The 16,071-nt window shown below is 42.7% G+C and carries 14 protein-coding genes; 8 read left to right on the top strand and 6 right to left on the bottom strand.

The annotated features are described in order from the left end of the window. Nucleotides 1-121: 121 nt before the first annotated feature. Nucleotides 122-499 carry a helix-turn-helix domain-containing protein gene (locus tag DOZ58_RS05225; protein ID WP_111887349.1) on the bottom strand — a complete coding sequence of 126 codons (378 nt, stop codon included), beginning with the start codon at nucleotides 497-499 and terminating at the stop codon, nucleotides 122-124. A 237-nt stretch (nucleotides 500-736) separates the two neighbouring features. Here DOZ58_RS05225 and DOZ58_RS05220 point away from each other — a divergent pair, with 237 nt between their 5' ends. Continuing rightward, nucleotides 737-1,498, top strand: coding sequence for an HD-GYP domain-containing protein (locus DOZ58_RS05220; protein ID WP_111887348.1), 762 nt, complete (start codon nucleotides 737-739; stop codon nucleotides 1,496-1,498). A 132-nt stretch (nucleotides 1,499-1,630) separates the two neighbouring features. Further along, on the top strand, nucleotides 1,631-4,795 hold the full coding sequence (locus DOZ58_RS05215) for a methyl-accepting chemotaxis protein (protein WP_111887347.1): 3,165 nt from the start codon (nucleotides 1,631-1,633) through the stop codon (nucleotides 4,793-4,795). A 53-nt stretch (nucleotides 4,796-4,848) separates the two neighbouring features. Here the strand turns inward: DOZ58_RS05215 and DOZ58_RS05210 are convergent, their stop codons facing one another. After that, a complete protein-coding gene (locus DOZ58_RS05210; protein ID WP_111887346.1) occupies nucleotides 4,849-5,907 on the bottom strand; it encodes an alpha/beta fold hydrolase in 1,059 nt (352 codons plus the stop codon). A 311-nt stretch (nucleotides 5,908-6,218) separates the two neighbouring features. Between DOZ58_RS05210 and DOZ58_RS05205 the strand changes: the two genes are divergently transcribed. Both DOZ58_RS05205 and DOZ58_RS18490 read left to right on the top strand, forming a co-directional pair. Next, nucleotides 6,219-7,763: a sensor domain-containing diguanylate cyclase gene (locus DOZ58_RS05205; RefSeq protein WP_111887345.1), complete on the top strand. Its 1,545-nt coding sequence runs from the start codon at nucleotides 6,219-6,221 to the stop codon at nucleotides 7,761-7,763. Beyond that, complete coding sequence (locus tag DOZ58_RS18490) at nucleotides 7,684-7,938, top strand: hypothetical protein (protein ID WP_204355475.1); 255 nt, start codon at nucleotides 7,684-7,686, stop codon at nucleotides 7,936-7,938. Before DOZ58_RS05205 ends, DOZ58_RS18490 begins: the two co-directional genes overlap by 80 nt. 134 nt (nucleotides 7,939-8,072) lie before the next feature. Here DOZ58_RS18490 and DOZ58_RS05200 read toward each other — a convergent pair whose 3' ends face one another. Further along, nucleotides 8,073-8,804 carry a permease gene (locus DOZ58_RS05200; protein ID WP_111887344.1) on the bottom strand — a complete coding sequence of 244 codons (732 nt, stop codon included), beginning with the start codon at nucleotides 8,802-8,804 and terminating at the stop codon, nucleotides 8,073-8,075. Beyond that, nucleotides 8,801-9,283, bottom strand: a complete 483-nt coding sequence (locus tag DOZ58_RS05195) for a permease (RefSeq protein ID WP_111887343.1) — start codon at nucleotides 9,281-9,283, stop codon at nucleotides 8,801-8,803. Before DOZ58_RS05195 ends, DOZ58_RS05200 begins: the two co-directional genes overlap by 4 nt. Before the next feature lie 113 nt (nucleotides 9,284-9,396). On the opposite strand from DOZ58_RS05195, the gene DOZ58_RS05190 reads away from it, so the two are divergent. The 3 genes from DOZ58_RS05190 (at nucleotide 9,397) to DOZ58_RS05180 (ending at nucleotide 12,049) form a co-directional block, all read left to right on the top strand. Beyond that, on the top strand, nucleotides 9,397-10,062 hold the full coding sequence (locus DOZ58_RS05190) for a Crp/Fnr family transcriptional regulator (protein ID WP_111887342.1): 666 nt from the start codon (nucleotides 9,397-9,399) through the stop codon (nucleotides 10,060-10,062). 119 nt (nucleotides 10,063-10,181) lie between these two features. Continuing rightward, entirely contained in the window at nucleotides 10,182-10,676 is a 495-nt protein-coding gene (locus DOZ58_RS05185; RefSeq protein WP_111887341.1) for a MarR family winged helix-turn-helix transcriptional regulator, read from the top strand. A 29-nt stretch (nucleotides 10,677-10,705) separates the two neighbouring features. Next, entirely contained in the window at nucleotides 10,706-12,049 is a 1,344-nt protein-coding gene (locus tag DOZ58_RS05180) for an MATE family efflux transporter (protein WP_111887340.1), read from the top strand. A 665-nt stretch (nucleotides 12,050-12,714) separates the two neighbouring features. Here the strand turns inward: DOZ58_RS05180 and DOZ58_RS05175 are convergent. Then, nucleotides 12,715-13,683, bottom strand: coding sequence for a 4Fe-4S binding protein (locus tag DOZ58_RS05175; RefSeq protein WP_111889684.1), 969 nt, complete (start codon nucleotides 13,681-13,683; stop codon nucleotides 12,715-12,717). A 118-nt stretch (nucleotides 13,684-13,801) separates the two neighbouring features. Continuing rightward, nucleotides 13,802-14,602 (bottom strand): alpha/beta fold hydrolase, encoded by an 801-nt coding sequence (locus DOZ58_RS05170; protein WP_111887339.1) that lies wholly within the window; start codon nucleotides 14,600-14,602, stop codon nucleotides 13,802-13,804. Between the two features lie 421 nt (nucleotides 14,603-15,023). Here DOZ58_RS05170 and DOZ58_RS05165 point away from each other — a divergent pair, with 421 nt between their 5' ends. Next, the gene (locus DOZ58_RS05165; RefSeq protein WP_111887338.1) at nucleotides 15,024-15,992 is read left to right on the top strand and encodes an AraC family transcriptional regulator; all 969 of its coding nucleotides are present in this window, start codon (nucleotides 15,024-15,026) and stop codon (nucleotides 15,990-15,992) included. The last annotated feature ends 79 nt before the right edge of the window (nucleotides 15,993-16,071 follow it).

Raw genomic sequence — 16,071 nt, 5'->3', positions numbered from 1 at the left:
TTCTTCATATTCTTTCCTCTTATCAATAAAAGCAAAAGATTTAAAATGATTAAATCATCGTTCATAAACGGAGCGATCAAGTTCGCAAATTATTTAATTTTTGGCAATAGATAGAGTCTACCTATCCCGTTTCTTCGCCATCATTCATGTCAATCAAACCATCGACATAGCCTTCAAGTTTTGTGATGATTTTATCTTGCAATGTTTCATCTTTTATTTTGTTAAAGATCTCAAGCAATTTCTTTTCTTTTTCTGTCAGAGTAGCTGAGATATTCATAAACCTTTTTTTCGAATTAAAAGAATCACTTGATCTTCCGTAAAGATAGTCTAAAGAGACTTCAAAAAAATCAGCGATTTTGTTGATCGTTACGCTGTCTGGTTCACGCTTATTAATTTCATATAGTGAAAGTGACGATCTTGAAATTGACAATCGAAGCGACAATTCAGCTTGAGTTAAATTTTTATCTTTTCTAAGTTTCTTTAGTCTTGTGCCAATCATTTTTTCACCTCTCTGATGCCATTATATCGGTTCGTTTAGTTGCAAACAATGCGTGCATCATAATGTAGCATAATTATACAAAATACCATTGACTTGCTACGTAAAGTAGCATTATAATTGTAATATGATGCACATTGGGTAATGTTTATTGAGAAAAAATAATTGTATGAGGGAAAAGCAAGAAGTATGCTGCGTATAACACTCTAATGTATCGAACTGTCTTGCTGTGGAGAAGATATGAATTGCGAACGTTCAGGAAGAAATGAATTTGATGATCATCAAAAATTAGTCAAGAAAATTGTTCATCTTACCGATTGTTTAAATACGAGTAATATTAAGGCAGCAATGAGCATTCTTGATCAATTAATCCCAATTTGTATGGAGCTTGATTTTAACAGACTAAGGTTACCCGAAATTAAACTGACAGACCGAAAATTATACCGTGAATTAAAACATGCCAAACGTGTTAGCATACATGCCCGTGAATTGGCAAAATCGTTGGCTTGTACGCAAGAGGCGATTAAGGATATCGAAATCGGTGGTTTTGTACACGATGTTGGGAAATTAATAATCGATGAGCTTGTTCTTTACAAAAAGGATCGTTTAAGTCCTCAAGAATGGAAGACAATTCAAGGACATGCATTATCAGGCGGAAAATTACTATCTTTTTCAAAGCAGTTTGCACGTTTTATTCCAATCGCAGAGCAGCACCATGAACGATGGGATGGAAGTGGTTATCCAAAAGGGATAAAAGGGTCGAAAATCCATTATTCAGCCCGATTGATTTCCATTGTTGATGCATTCGATGCCATGACTTGTAATCGTTCTTATCACAAATGTATCCCGCCGCTTCTCGCAATTGAAGAAATAGCCCGTTGTTCAGCCACCCAGTTTGATCCATATATGGCAGAAGTATTCATTAGTCAAATTTCAACGCATCAGAGTTACAATGAAGCATTTTTAGAGAAGCCTAGAATCTATAAACAATCAGATGGGTAAGTCGAGGTATTAAGTGTTGCTATCATCATACGCACTTTTGTTCAAGATATGACTGTTAAGTTTGGCCAAAATTACTTTTGACACCCAAATTTAGAGCATTTTTATTTGAGAAAACTGAAAGGAAGATATGAAATGAAAGTACAAAGAAATGATTCAGTGAACAATCAGAATGAGCACATTGTTATAAAAATGCGCTTAACCACAAAGCTCATCCTGTTAACAGTGTTAACCTTGGCGGCAGCCATTATTACTATGGGGATTTTAGTGGTCAATACTGGAGCAGCGATTATTGATCAGGCAACTGAAGCAGATGCGCTGGAATATGGAGAAGAATCGGCCAGACATATTGGTGCTGTTATCACAGGCAATTTGGAAACTCTGAACGAAATTGCTGTTCGGGAACGCACCGCCAGCATGGATTTTGGGATCCAGGTGGCTTCTATTACTGGTGATGTAGAACGATTGGGGTATCAGGATATGGCTGTGATAGAGACGAATGGTCATGGCAAATATATTGTCGGCGGTGGTGAGTTTGATGTGCTAAATGAGATCTGGTATCAGGAGGCGCTCAAGGGAAAGCCTTACGTGTCAGATGTTTCCATCAGTCAAGTGACTAAACAGCCCGCAGTTTTTGAAGTGGCACCCATTAAAAAGGAAAATCAGGTTGTGGGAGTCCTTTTAGGACGGCGGGATCCTACTTTTTTAAACGCCATCACCAATACGCTCGGTGACGGGAAAATTAAATACGGCTATGTGATTAGTGCCAACGGGACAATAATGGCCCACCCCAGTGAACAGCTTGTTCTGGATCAGTCCAACGTGTTTGACAATATGGAAAAAGATGGACCCCAGGGATTTGCTGCCATGTTCAAAGCACTCGATTCAAATGAAGTTGCTGATTTTGAGTATGAATACGATGGCGATACTAAACTGGCCTTTGTGGCACCAATTCAGGAAACAGATTGGACCCTGGTTATTACCGAATCCAAAACAGCTATGCTGGCACCGATTGTGCAATTGCGTAACACAATTATCATGTTTGCTTTGGTCATTCTGGTTGTCGGAGCTGTCGTCTCTTACATTATTTCCCGACGTATTGCGAAACCGGTGATGGCAGCCAATCTGTTGATCAAAGAAATCAATGCCGGACATCTGAGTGATCGTCTGCCGATTGTTTCTAAAGACGAGGTTGGAGAATTGACCCAGTCGCTTAATCAGATGGCTGATAATCTTCAGAATACCATTATCAGTCTAATGAGGAAGATTTCCAATGGTGATGTCTCAACAGACTTAGTCGTTGTAGATCCCCAAGACGAAATCACCCCGGTGTTGAAACAGACCGTGGAAACTATTCGAGCATTGATTGGTGAAGCGACCATGCTGTCTCATGCAGCCCTGGCCGGTCAGTGGGCGACCCGAGGTGATGAAACGGCTTTTGAAGGCGGTTTTAAAGAGATCGTTCAGGGCGTTAACGCCACTCTGGATACTGTCGTGGATAAGATGGTCTGGTATGAGGCGATTATTGACTCAGTGCCATTCCCTCTGCATGTTACCGATAATGACATGAAATGGGCATTTATGAACAAGGCTTTCGAAGATCTGATGATTGACAGTAAAGTGATTAAAGATCGGAAAGTCGCAATTGGGATGGATTGCTTCAATGCTGGGGCAAGTATCTGTCAAACCGAGAACTGCGGTATCCGTCAACTTGTGGATCACGGCAATGGAGAAAGCTTCTTTGAATGGTATGGACGGAACAATAAGCAGGATACGGCCTATCTAAAAAATGCTAAAGGCGAAAATGTCGGTTTTGTGGAAATCATAACAGATCTGACACCGATGATTCGGGTAAGCAATTACACGAGTCATGAGGTAGCGAGACTGGCCAATAATCTGACTTGCCTATCTCAGGGAAATCTGAACTTTGATCTGCAGATTGGAGCGGCGGATGAATATACATCTGAAGTGAGTGCCCAATTTGCCGAAATCCACAACAGTTTGTCAGACGTGAAAGACTCGGTGGATAAACTGATTGCGGACGCCACCATGCTGGCCCGGGCCGGAATTGAAGGAGAACTGAATACCCGGGCAGATGCCAGTCTGCATCAGGGCGATTTTGCCAAAATTATCGACGGCGTCAACGCTACTCTGGACGCTGTAGTCGCGCCAGTGCAAGAAGCATCGGCCACACTCAAAGAACTGGCTCAGGGCAATCTTGACACGGGTATGGTCGGCAATTATAACGGTGATTATACCCAAATCAAAGACGATATGAATCAAACGGTAGTCTTTTTGAAACGTTATGTCGATGAAATTGCCGACACTCTAAAAGAAGTGGGTGAGGGTAATCTGGATCTGGAAATTACTGGAGAATACCTGGGGGATTTCCAGGCCATTAAAACGGCACTCAACGAGATCACAAACAAGCTCAGTACCACCATGGCGGATATCAATGAAGCAGCCACTCAGGTGGAAGCCGGTGCGATCCAGATTTCAGACGGCGGCCAGGCATTATCTCAAGGAACAACCGAACAGGCCAGTTCCATCCAGGAGTTAACTGCATCAATTGAAGAAGTGGCCAGAGAAACCAAGCAGAATGCTCAAAATGCCAATAATGCCAATGAATTGGCAACTGAGGTTAAAACCAATGCTGAGGTAGGTAACGTTCAAATGGCCGAGATGGTCACCGCCATGATTGACATCAATGAGGCGTCCAGCAATATTTCCAAAATTATCAAGGTCATTGATGACATTGCTTTCCAGACCAATATTCTGGCCCTTAATGCCGCAGTTGAAGCGGCCCGAGCTGGACAGCATGGCAAGGGCTTTGCCGTCGTGGCCGAAGAAGTGCGAACCCTGGCAGCGCGAAGCGCCGAGGCCGCCAAAGAAACAACAACGTTGATTGAGGGCTCGATTTCGAAAACCGAAGCGGGCTCAAAAATTGCCGACCAGACAGCAGACAGCTTAAAGGAAATTCTTAATCAGATCGAAAAGGTGACCGGTCTGGTTGGGGATATTGCTCAGGCATCCAATGATCAGGCTTCAGAAATTGCGCAGATCAATCAAGGGATTGAACAGGTTTCACAGGTGGTGCAAACCAATTCCGCCACTGCCGAAGAAAGCGCCGCTGCCAGTGAGGAACTTTCCGGTCAGGCTGAAATCCTAAAACAGATGGTGGGTGCCTTCCGTCTCAAAGGAAAGAGCTTAAGCAGCATGGAAACGGCGGTACAATCGGCACCAAAGCCGGTAAGCTCATCACAGATTGATATACTCCTGGATGAAGCGGATAAATATTAATTAAATAAATTAAAAAGCAACTTGGGCGCTTAATACGTCCAGGTTGTTTTTTATCAGTGAATTAAATCTTTCAAAATTGCCAGAACCGCCTCCGGTTCCTCAAAAATAGGGCTGTGGGCAGAGTCTTCAAAAAGATAGAAATGTTTTTTCGGGGCCTTGATTTCTTCCAGATAAATTTCCGACAGGTGATAGTTAACGGTGTAATCATAGACCCCGGAGAAAAAGATAACAGGTATCTCCAGCCGGGTAACAAGATCACTGAGATTGGCTTGACGGAATTCTTCGTTAAGCATCGAGCGTTTAGAAAATGCTTTGCCCTGCCAGATCTGAAACTTTTCCTTTAGCATATATTCCCGATTTTTCATCACAGCCAGAAAAATTCCGGTAACCACTGAGTACATCGTGTGGGTGGTACCGATCCCGGCCTCGTGCATGACTCGATCCCGGATTCGTTCGTAGGCAGCGGTACCGTAGGGGGATTTTTTTAGTTGCTCCCGGTTTTTTTTATCATTTGCATAGAAGTTCAACATAAATTCATATGCCAACTCTTCCGATAACGCCAGGTTGACCGACTGTGCCACCCCAATATAGGCACGATAGAGCTCTGGTGCCCGGGCAGCTGCCTGAATACCGATATAGGTGCCAAAGGAATGAGCCATCAGATAGATCTTTTCCTTTTGAAACCGCTGGCACAGATACTTGGTGACTGAAATAGTATCGGCCACCATCTGCTCAGTGGTCATGGTCTCCGGAGGGATCGCAGCACTATAAGACAGACCGGCGCCCCGTTGATCCCACCAGACCACGGTAAACAGTTCTTCAAGGTGGGACGGATGGCTTTCGTTAAGCCAATATTCCGGCATCCCCGGACCCCCATGGATAAAGAGCAGCACCGGACGGGTTTGGTCCCGGGTTTTAATGATCATGCCCATTTCCACCCCGTTGATAGGTATCCAGAATTTTTCTGATAGGCTGTCTGGCTGCACCTGCCCGTTGGCGTCAGTATAGGGAATCATTTTGCCAGAAAAGAAGACCATCAGCAAGGTGGTGACAATACTGATTAAACAAAGTAGCAGAATGAAAAACAAGGCCATGGCTTTTCCCCCTTTCATAAGAAATAGTGATGACGCGGCGATACTTAGGCAACCATCAGTGTGATATTAGGATGTTTCGATTATATCGAAACAATTTGATGGCGTCAAGCGAGAAGGTCGACCGACAGCGTTTTGAGAGCGGGGTTCGCTTAAAACGATACATTAAGGTTTCTAATATTTGCTTACCAATTCGTAAAGATGATGGTATAATTATGACATAAAATTTAGTAATGCGAGATAAAAAAAACGCCTTTTGTACATAACCAAAGATGAATTAAAAATCGACTGCTTCGGTTAAAACGCATAATCGAGTAACAGGGAGATGGCCAATGGAACCATTGCGAAAAAAATACCGATTGATACTAATGGTTATCATTTTAATCCTTGGGGCACTGAGTAGCCTAGCTTTTCTGCTGCTGTCCTTTCAAATGGAGAGTATCTATGAAAGAAATATTGAACGTAGTATTATCGAGGTGAAAAAGACTTTTTTAAAAGACAATGTGGACAATTTGATTTTAAATATTGAGCAGGAACACCAGACGCAGAAAACCTTATTTGTCAGACTCAATCAACTGGCCGAAATCGCGCTGGATGGTTACAATAGCTATAATCCTGAGGCTTTTCTGGAGCAAGCCATCCTTTATTTTGAGGACCCTATTCGCCAGACTTATTTAACGGTGCTGATTACCGATTCGGCCACTGAAAGAATCCTTTATTCTGAAAATATTTCGGATCTGGATCAAAGTCTGTCTTTTTCAGAACAAACAAAACGATTGATACCGCTGATGACATCATCAGTAAAAAAGGATTATGGCGAGTACCAGGTATTTTTTGGGGTGCGTGAAAGTCGGGTTGAAGATATTGTCGAAGAGAATATCCGGGACTTGATTCATGCTTCCCGGTATTCTAACGACGCTTATTTTTGGGTAAATGAGGTAGTCAATAATGAAGGTGGAGATAACTACGCCATCCGTCTTATTCATCCCAATTTAAAAGACACTGAAGGACAGCTGCTATCTACCAATATGACTGATATTAAGGGAAATTACCCCTATCTGGAGGAACTGGAGGGGGTTAAAGCATCAGGCGAGATTTTTTATACCTATTTTTTCAAAAAAATGAATTCGGATGTGGTTTCAGAGAAACTGACTTATGCCCGGCTGTATCCAAACTACAATTGGATTGTGGCCATGGGTGTGCACCTGGATGATATTAGCACCTATGTTACGGCTTCCACTGAAGAAAGTAACAAAAATATTATGTGGATGTTGCTGGCCCTCGCCGGGTTTATTTTTGTCCTGATCGGAATTTTAACGATTGTCATGAACCGGATCGAAAGCTGGTATTACCAGAATTCTGAGCAGGAACTAAAGGCCGCAGTTTATCGGGATCCCCTAACTCACACCTATAACCGGCGGGCAGGAAACGAGTGCCTGGAAAAAACATTCAGAGCCTATAAAATCTCTGGGGAAAGCCCTGCCTTTATTATGATCGATATTGATGATTTTAAAAAGGTTAATGATGAGTGTGGTCACGATGTGGGCGATGCGGTTTTAATTAAGTTGGCAGCAGTTATTAACCAGCGTATCCGTAACAATGACAAACTTTTTCGCTGGGGTGGTGAAGAATTTCTATTGGTCTGTCAAGGGCTTAAAGAGGATAATATTGATGACTTTACCAGAAAACTACTCGATACCGCTGCATCGGTTGATTATGATTGTTGTGGCCAGTCCGGAAAGATTACTATATCCATGGGTGTTTCCTACTGCATCCCCGGTGATGTCGATGAAAAGGATGCGATTAAACGGGCGGATCAAGGACTTTACGAAGCAAAAAGAACAGGCAAGAATCGGAGCTGTTATATCCGGCCCTAGACTTACTGATAATGGCGTTGGAGGCATTCTTAAAGAAACCGTCGGCGATGCGGTAACCGGAGGCTGGTATAACGCCCTCAATGGTGAAAATATCGACCTCAATCAGATGACCCGGATCGTCGGGGAAGAGCTGTCCAGGCTGTGCGGTGAAAAGGGACTGCTTAAAACAGCGTAGGTTGATGTCAAACTCAAAAAAGGATGTAACGCGGAAGCTTTATTATTACAAAATCAGGTTAAAAACTTTTAGTATTGATTGACAGCAGACATTAAAATCCCCCTGACGCCGATAGTGGCTTCAGGGGGATTTTTTCAGGGATGAAACCGGATAATATGAGAGGGACATTTTGCCACGGCATCTTTGATGGCCTGGCCATCGCCGGGAGACAGGGTTTGACTGATAATCGCCGCTTTTTTGTCGACCATTGTAAAATGGCGGGGTGCGATTTTGGTACAAAGGCCACAACCCACACAATAGTCCGGATTCAGCAAAACGAGGCCATCAACAGAACTTGCTGTTTCATTGTCTACAGGAAGATCCTCGGGCTTAACAAACCGGGAGGTGATATAGCCCATCAGAAAAATGGCCAAGGTGGTCAGAATCCAGCGGACGATCATAAATTCTGGGCCGAGAAATTTGCTTTCAGTAATCAGCATGGGAATTTTGATCACTGCCCAGGTGGACAGAATTATGACAATGTTGGCAATGCTGGCTCCTTTGCTAAGCAGCATTTTACAGACTGGAAAGGCGGCGTAAATGGGACCGGCGGAAAAACTACCCAATAAAAAAGCAAACAGTGAACCTTTTATCCCTGAGTTTTTGCCAAAGGCATTTTCGATTGTTTCTTTTGGTACCCAGGCCGAAATCAGCGAAGTTAACAACAGGATCACCGGCATAATCATTAGCATTTCCTTGACATAATACCAGGTGTTGTCAAGGGATGGCAGAAATTTGCTAGGGGCGAATAGGCCAACTGCCACATAAGCCAGAATCACAATTATTAAAAAACGATTGTTTTTGAGTTGGCTTTTTAAAAATGTCATAGAATCACCCCCATAGCAAGAGCAATTGCCAAGGCAAAAGCAAAACTAAGAGAGTTGCGGACCAGCGTGAATTTCAGACCGAACTCTCTTTTTTCAAGCGGAAAGGTCACCACTCCCACCATTGTCAGAGTGGTCAGAAATGCGACAATCGGAACGATACTGGCACCGGCATCCACCAGTGAGGCCACTAGCGGAAAGGCGACAAAGGCGGGGATCAGGGTAATGCTTCCGAGAAACGCAAAAAGTACTGTAGAAACAACTTCGTTAGCTTGGCCGATAGTGCCTTTGATGGCTTCCGGCGGCACAAAAGTAAGAATCAAACCAATTAACAGCAAGATACCAAGGATGTCCCCGGCGATCCCTTTCATCATTCCCCCGGACATCTTAATAGCCTTCAGGGTTTTGTCCTTGTCTTTTTTTAGTGAAAACCCCAGCCATACCAGGGTAATTACCCAGAAAATCAGTGTAAAAATATCCATACTTTAACCTCCAAAGTGATAATGCGAATCGCAGCTTCAAAATTCGAATTTTCTATAGTATACTGTAGATCAGTAAAATAAAAAGTTACCATGGTAACATTTAGGAGATTTATATGAATCACCCGGATTTAATCGCTGTTTTATCGTGTCATGGACTTTTCTTGGATTTTTCAGAAGAAGAGCTGAATCAGGTTTTTAGGGCACATTACTATGAGAAACGAGAGTATGAAAAGGATCAGGTGATCCATTTTCAGAACGAATGCTGTCGAACGATGGATCTGATTCTCAGCGGTCGGGTGGCCGTGCAAAATCTGGATTGCGAGGGGAATGTAATGACCATCAATATTTTTCAAGACGGGGATGTGCTCGGTGCCAATCTGATTTTTTCCAGCCGAAATAATTATCCTATGACGGTATTGGCCCAGTCTCAGGTGGTGATCCTCCATCTTCATAAGGAATTGATTCTGGAACTGTGCCAGATGAATCGTACTTTTATGATCGGTTTGATGAAAGCTATCTCTGATAAGACTTTGATTCTAACTGACAAGATTAGTGCCATCTCGATGAAAAGCATCCGACAGTGTATCATTGATTTTTTACGGTATGAGTCTCAAATTCAAAAAAGTCAGGTGATTCAACTCCCGTCATCAAAAAAAGAGTTAGCCCAGCGTTTTGGTATTCAGCGTTCATCCTTGAGCAGGGAGCTCAATAAAATGCGGCAGGACCAAATGATCGATTTCAATACAAAAACGATTACGATCAAAAATATAAACGGCTAGAACAGGTAGATAAGTGATTTATTAATTGATTATGTTGGGTTAAATTTGAAATTATCTTGACAAAAGAAGAACCTTCGGATAGACTAAAAAAGTCCGAATGCGGACTAAATGGAGGAACTGTGGAAGAAAAAATGCTAATCGAAGAAGAATTGGCCGACTATAATCATATTTTTAAAGAAACTGGGGCCGTATACAATGAACTGGCCAGGCTTAGCAGTTTGCCAACCAGCGAATATTGGGTACTTTATTATCTCTTCGCTTCAAAAGGTCAGTGTACCCAAAAAGATATCTGTGATCAGTATTGCATGAGTAAACAGACGGTCAACACTGCCCAGAAGCATCTTGAGTCAAAGGGTTATCTTAGGCGGCGAATCGATGTTAATGACAAACGAAGTAAGCAGATGATGTTGACTGAAAAGGGCCATGCTTTTGCCAATGAAAGAATCGCACCGGTACTTAAGGCCGAAAATCAGGTGTTTTTGAGAATGGGCGAGGCGGGGCGTCGGCAATTAATTGAAGGTTCCCGGCTCTATCTTAAATTTCTCGAACAGGAAACAAGGGATTTAATCGAATCGGAAGATCCGTTAGGATCGAATCATAACAACGGAAGTTAGAAGTATTTAATAAAAGGTAAGAGGTCATTATGCATATTCAATTGTCAGAAAAATTTACAACCAGAAAACTCCTGCGTTTTACTATGTCATCGATACTGATGATGGTATTCATTTCTATCTACAGTGTTGTGGATGGTTTATTTGTGGGACGTTACGTCGGCAGCAATGGCCTGGCGGCAGTAAACATTGTGTTTCCGTTAATCATGACCATTGGCTCCTTCGGCTTTATGTTAGGCACCGGGGGCACAGCAGAGGTAGCCCGAGCCATGGGGGAAAAACGTGATCAAGCGGCTAATCAGTATTTTTCATTTTTAACTCTGGTCACAGTTCTTATTGGAGTGTTTTTATCTCTGCTCGCCTTCATTTTCATGGAGCCTCTCTGCTACCTTATGGGTGCGAGTGAACGCATTATTGGCGACAGTGTGACCTATGGACGGATCTGTACCCTGGGTACTGTTTTTTTTATGCTGCAGGGTTTTTTCCAGTCCTTTTTTGTAACGGCAGAGCGGCCCAAAATGGGCTTTTATCTCAGTATTCTTAGCGGTGTCATTAATATTTTTCTCGACTGGCTACTGGTTGGGGTTTGGGGAATAGGCTTGCCTGGTGCGGCCATTGCTACGGTTTGCGGATTTATGATTAGTGGGTTAATACCTATTTTTTATTTTTTTTATAAAAACACCAGTCGACTTCAATTTGCAACACCTGTGAAGGATGTGTCAATGCTGTTACGCAGTATGAGCAACGGCGCCTCAGAGATGGTCACGAACATTTCCCGATCGTTAATTACTGTGCTTTTTAATGTTCGGCTGATGCAACTGCTTGGAGAAGACGGAGTTGCAGCTATTTCGGTGATGTTATATATCGAATTTATTTTCACAGCCGTATTGATTGGTTTTTCAATTGGTGCGGCACCAGTGATTGGTTATCATTTTGGGGCCCGAAATGGCGATGAGCTAAAAAAACTTCACCAGAGTTGTTTGAAAATTGTGGGGATGGTGTCAATCGTGATGTTCATTTTATCTGAACTGGCGGCTTCTGTGCTGGTGTCCATTTTCATAGTCAATAATCCGACACTGATCGAGTTGACGGTGCAAGGTTTCCGGATTTTTGCAATATCATTCTTATTTTGTGGGATCAACATTTTCGCCTCAGCCTATTTTACAGCCTTGGGCAATGGTCGAGCTTCGGCGATGATTTCCTTTATCCGCACCCTGTTCTTACAAGTGATTATGATTCTGGTATTACCCCAATTTTTAGGCATTCAAGGGATCTGGATGGCGCTGCCTGTTGCCGAGGCTTTGACCCTGGGTCTGACTTTTTGGTATTTCAAACAGCAGCAGAGCATCTTCAAAATCCGTCCAACGGATCGATAAGTGTTCAAAAGCAATAGCCGAAATGTTGCAAGAATCTATTTTTACCAAAAAAGAACTAGAACCGATTCCGCCATTTAACCTGTGAAACCGGTTTAGTTCACAATCTCAGTCGTCATCCGTTTGGACTCCTTCTTTTGATTTTATCAAAAACCTTCTTTTTCACTTTTCAGTTTAAACATTACTCACTTGAAGGGGTTCCGTCTATAAAAAGATTGCTCTTTTAATAGTTGGAAGATCTGTCTTGATGCAGATCGCTTGCCCGGCTACTTAATCAACTTATTTCATCAGGGTCAAATTTTCACCTTCAACCTCCGGTCGGTTCATTGATTTTATTGCCAGTATCGTAATTGCTTTTAAGTGATTGATACATTGACTCATATCACACATTACTGAAAATGATTGAGTTGATTTTTGATATGAACCTATTATATCACAGTACAAAGAAAAGTAAATAGACAAAATGTAAACGTTTGTATAAAATTCGTATACGCTTATGAACAATATTTCGCTAACAGGGATTATCCTAATTCTGATTTGGTGGATCGTTCTGATGAACAATTGTATGCTGATAAATTGCGACATCAAAAAGCATTTATGATGCTGAAGAGAAAGGCATCTGGATTGGATGGACGGGGTAGCAGTGGAATTTCACTGCTACCCCAGTCTTAGTCGGTAACTTCTTCTTGCATTTCAACTTTATTTTTCTGTCCATTACCGTTGTTCTTGCCTCCCGATCCCTGATCGTTGGTTTTTGAACTCCAGATGCCCAGAGCCATCGATCCGACAATTCCACCGATAAATACAGTCAGCATTACAATCGCCACTACGGCAATGGAAACCTGGGGGCTTTTTTGGGTGGCCTGAACCAGCAGGGTTTCGGCTTTGGGACAATTCCGGTCTGAGGTGCATTCATAACAGCTGATACAACTGAGATTGGAGACTGTTTCATTCCGGCAGACATCAATATTCATCGGACAGCTGCGGCTACATTTCTGACAGCTGACACAAGTCTCTGTTTTCCGGCGAATTTTAAAGATGCGGATCTTGTTAAAAAGACTCAGCAGGGCACCGTAGGGACAGGTATATTTACACCAGGGCCGCTCCACAAACAACGAACCGATGGTGATAAACACCAGCAGAATAAGGGCTGGTAGCGCCACCGTTCCGGTCCAGAATTTAAATAATGCGTGGTAGGGATCGAGATTGGCAAACAGTAGCGTGCCAGAGACTGCCGTTACTGTCAGTACCCAGACCAGCACTCCATAGCGCAAATAGCGCAACACCTTATCCACCTTTGTGGGGACAAAATGGTTATAGCGTTTCTTAAAAAGCTTTTTTCCGATTTTTCCGATCCATTCCTGAAAAGCCCCTAAGGGACAGACCCAGCCACAGAAAACCGGACCAAAGAGCAGCGCCAGCAGAAACACCAGACCCATCAGAATCACCGCAGAGATCTGAGTTTTTGGAATAAACAATCCCGTTGTGACCAAGGAAAAAAAGGTCTCCACCCCGCCGAAGGGGCAAAGAGCATGAAGAGAAGCCGTAGACAGGAAGGGAATCCCCATTCCTGTAGCGGCCAGGGTTTTATTAACCGAAATCAGGGCGATAAGGGTAAAGAAAAAGATCTGCACCATTAGACGCAGGTTGAATTTTTTAGGTTTAGCTATGATGACCACCTCCAATCATTGTATGCCCATTATGATAATCTTTAATCATGTCAAAATGGTGTCAGATTATTGGGACAATAATGCTTCATGGTAATTGATCCAAAAAATCATCAACTACCGCATTAAAAACAACGGGATTATCAACATTTGCATTATGACCGGCGGAGGGGATGATTTTCAGGGGGTATCTGGTTTTGGCGGCCCAGGCCCAGTTGTATTGGGGGACCTTGCCGGTTTTGTCATATTCGCCCAACGTTAGTAGGACTGGAAACTTAAAAGCCGCATCCTGGTTTTCACGGAGAAAGCTGGCATAGGCGATCCCCATGATGCGGCAGAGTTCCGTTTTGCCATAAGGTTTTAGCATCGCCATCATGTTATCATAACCTCGCTTAGTATGGGTGGCCCCTTTAGCAATGGCTGACAGCAGTTGGTCATGAGGATAGCAACGGGACATCCACTCTACCTGCCGCAACCAGAAGCGGTCAGATTGGGAATAGTAGGTAAGACCAAAGGGCGAGGTGTCCACCCCGATAAAGGCCAACACCTTTTCCGGGAAATCCAGGGCATACTGCTGGCTGGCATAGCCCCCCAGCGACTGGCCAATCAGCACTGCCGCTGAGATGTTTTCCTGGGCCAGGATAGCGTCCAGATCGGTAGCGGTGTGATGAAACGAAAAATCCATATAGGGGCGGGAAGCCCCATGGAGTGGCAGGTCCCAGGTGATGACGGTGTAGTGCTTTTTAAAATAAGCAACCTGATGTTCAAACATCAGATGATTGGCAGTAAGCCCGTGGGTGAACACCAGACATATTGCCTGGGGATCGCGGTGTCGGGCGATCCAATAATGAACAGTGCCCCGGGGTGAGGTGATTGTTTTTTCCAGCACAGTAACGACCTTCTTTCGTAGATTTTACCGTTCCAGTGAAACGGGTCTTTTTTTAAAGTTTACCGATAAAAAAAGGGTTCGTCAATGGAAGAATTGTAAAGTCTGGCTGAAATTCGGAGTCAATCTGATTGGGCAATCGCTAAAAATAGCAATTTTATCTTTCAAACTCAAAAAAGAACGAGAACCGATTTCGCCATTTTATATCACGGCGAAGAAGAAAGTAAATTGATAAAGCATAAACGTTTGAATAAAATTGTGTAGAGGCGTATCATAATCCGTTTATAAGTTGAGAAACTAGCGTTCATGATGACAGGTTTTGATTGATCTTTCTCGGGCAATCCTTTAGAATATAGTTAGAATAAACTAACTAGTGTCGAAAATAGCAAGACCAGAATTCAAATGAAAGCAAAGGAGACAGATAATGAGACTGAGCAGAAAAGAATGGGGACTCCAAATCTTAAAAGAGGATGGCCCCGAAACTGTGTATGCCCTGGACCAGCAGCATTCCAGAAGTCGGATCACAGCGTATTCCCTATATGAAGGCATTGAGATACAGTTTATGGACTTTAAAGAAGCCTATAGCTGGTCCGGTGAAGTTGCGAATATGCCCAGATTCTATCAGATTTCATTTTGCGATCAAGGCATTTATCAAATGGAATTAAAAAAGAATGTTTTTACCTATGTGTCACCGGGGAATATCGGAATTTTTAACAATTGTCGCTCCAGCCTGTCTTCAAAAATGATTGAAGACAGCATGCGGGGGTTTAACATTTTAATTTATCCAGATTCGCTGTCGCCAAAGTTAATGGATTTATGGCAAAAAGAATACAACCTGGATTTGCAGCTTTTATTTGATCAAATCGAAAAAATAAATAGCGTCCAGATTTTTTCCTACGGAGAGTATCTATTCAGCACTTGCAAGATGATTAATGAAGGAATGGAAACCCTGGGATTGGGTTTTATAAAGCTAAAACTAACAGAGCTTTTTATGATGATTATTCATGAAGATTTTAGGGTTTTTAGTCAGCGACGCTGTTTTTCAAAAGAACAAATTGACAAAACAAAGGCCATTAAAAAGATGATTGAAACAGATCTGTCGGTGCATCACCCGATTTCAGAGCTCTGCTTAAGCCATGGTGTCTCAACAACGATCTTCAAAGAGTGTTTTAAAGAAATGTTTCAATTTACGCCGTATGAGTATTTGCGAAAGATGCGCATGAATCAGGCTGCTCACAATCTCATCAATACGGACTTATCCATACTGGAAATCGGCCTGATGCTTGGATATGAGAACGCCAGCAATTTTACTCGAGCTTTTAAAAAAAATTATGGGCTGCTACCGAAAGATTTCAGAAAGAAAAATCATCAGCAAGAAAAATGTCCAGCATGACTATTCGGAGTCTGAAAGAGTAGAAGTGAAATAGTGTCAATGATAAAATGCGTATGTTAGAATTATCTAACATACGCAT

The organism is Acetobacterium sp. KB-1, from assembly GCF_003260995.1.
Taxonomy (GTDB): domain Bacteria; phylum Bacillota; class Clostridia; order Eubacteriales; family Eubacteriaceae; genus Acetobacterium; species Acetobacterium carbinolicum.
The sequence above is the reverse complement of the archived record's forward strand: the minus strand, read 5'-3'. Positions and strand labels throughout refer to the sequence as shown.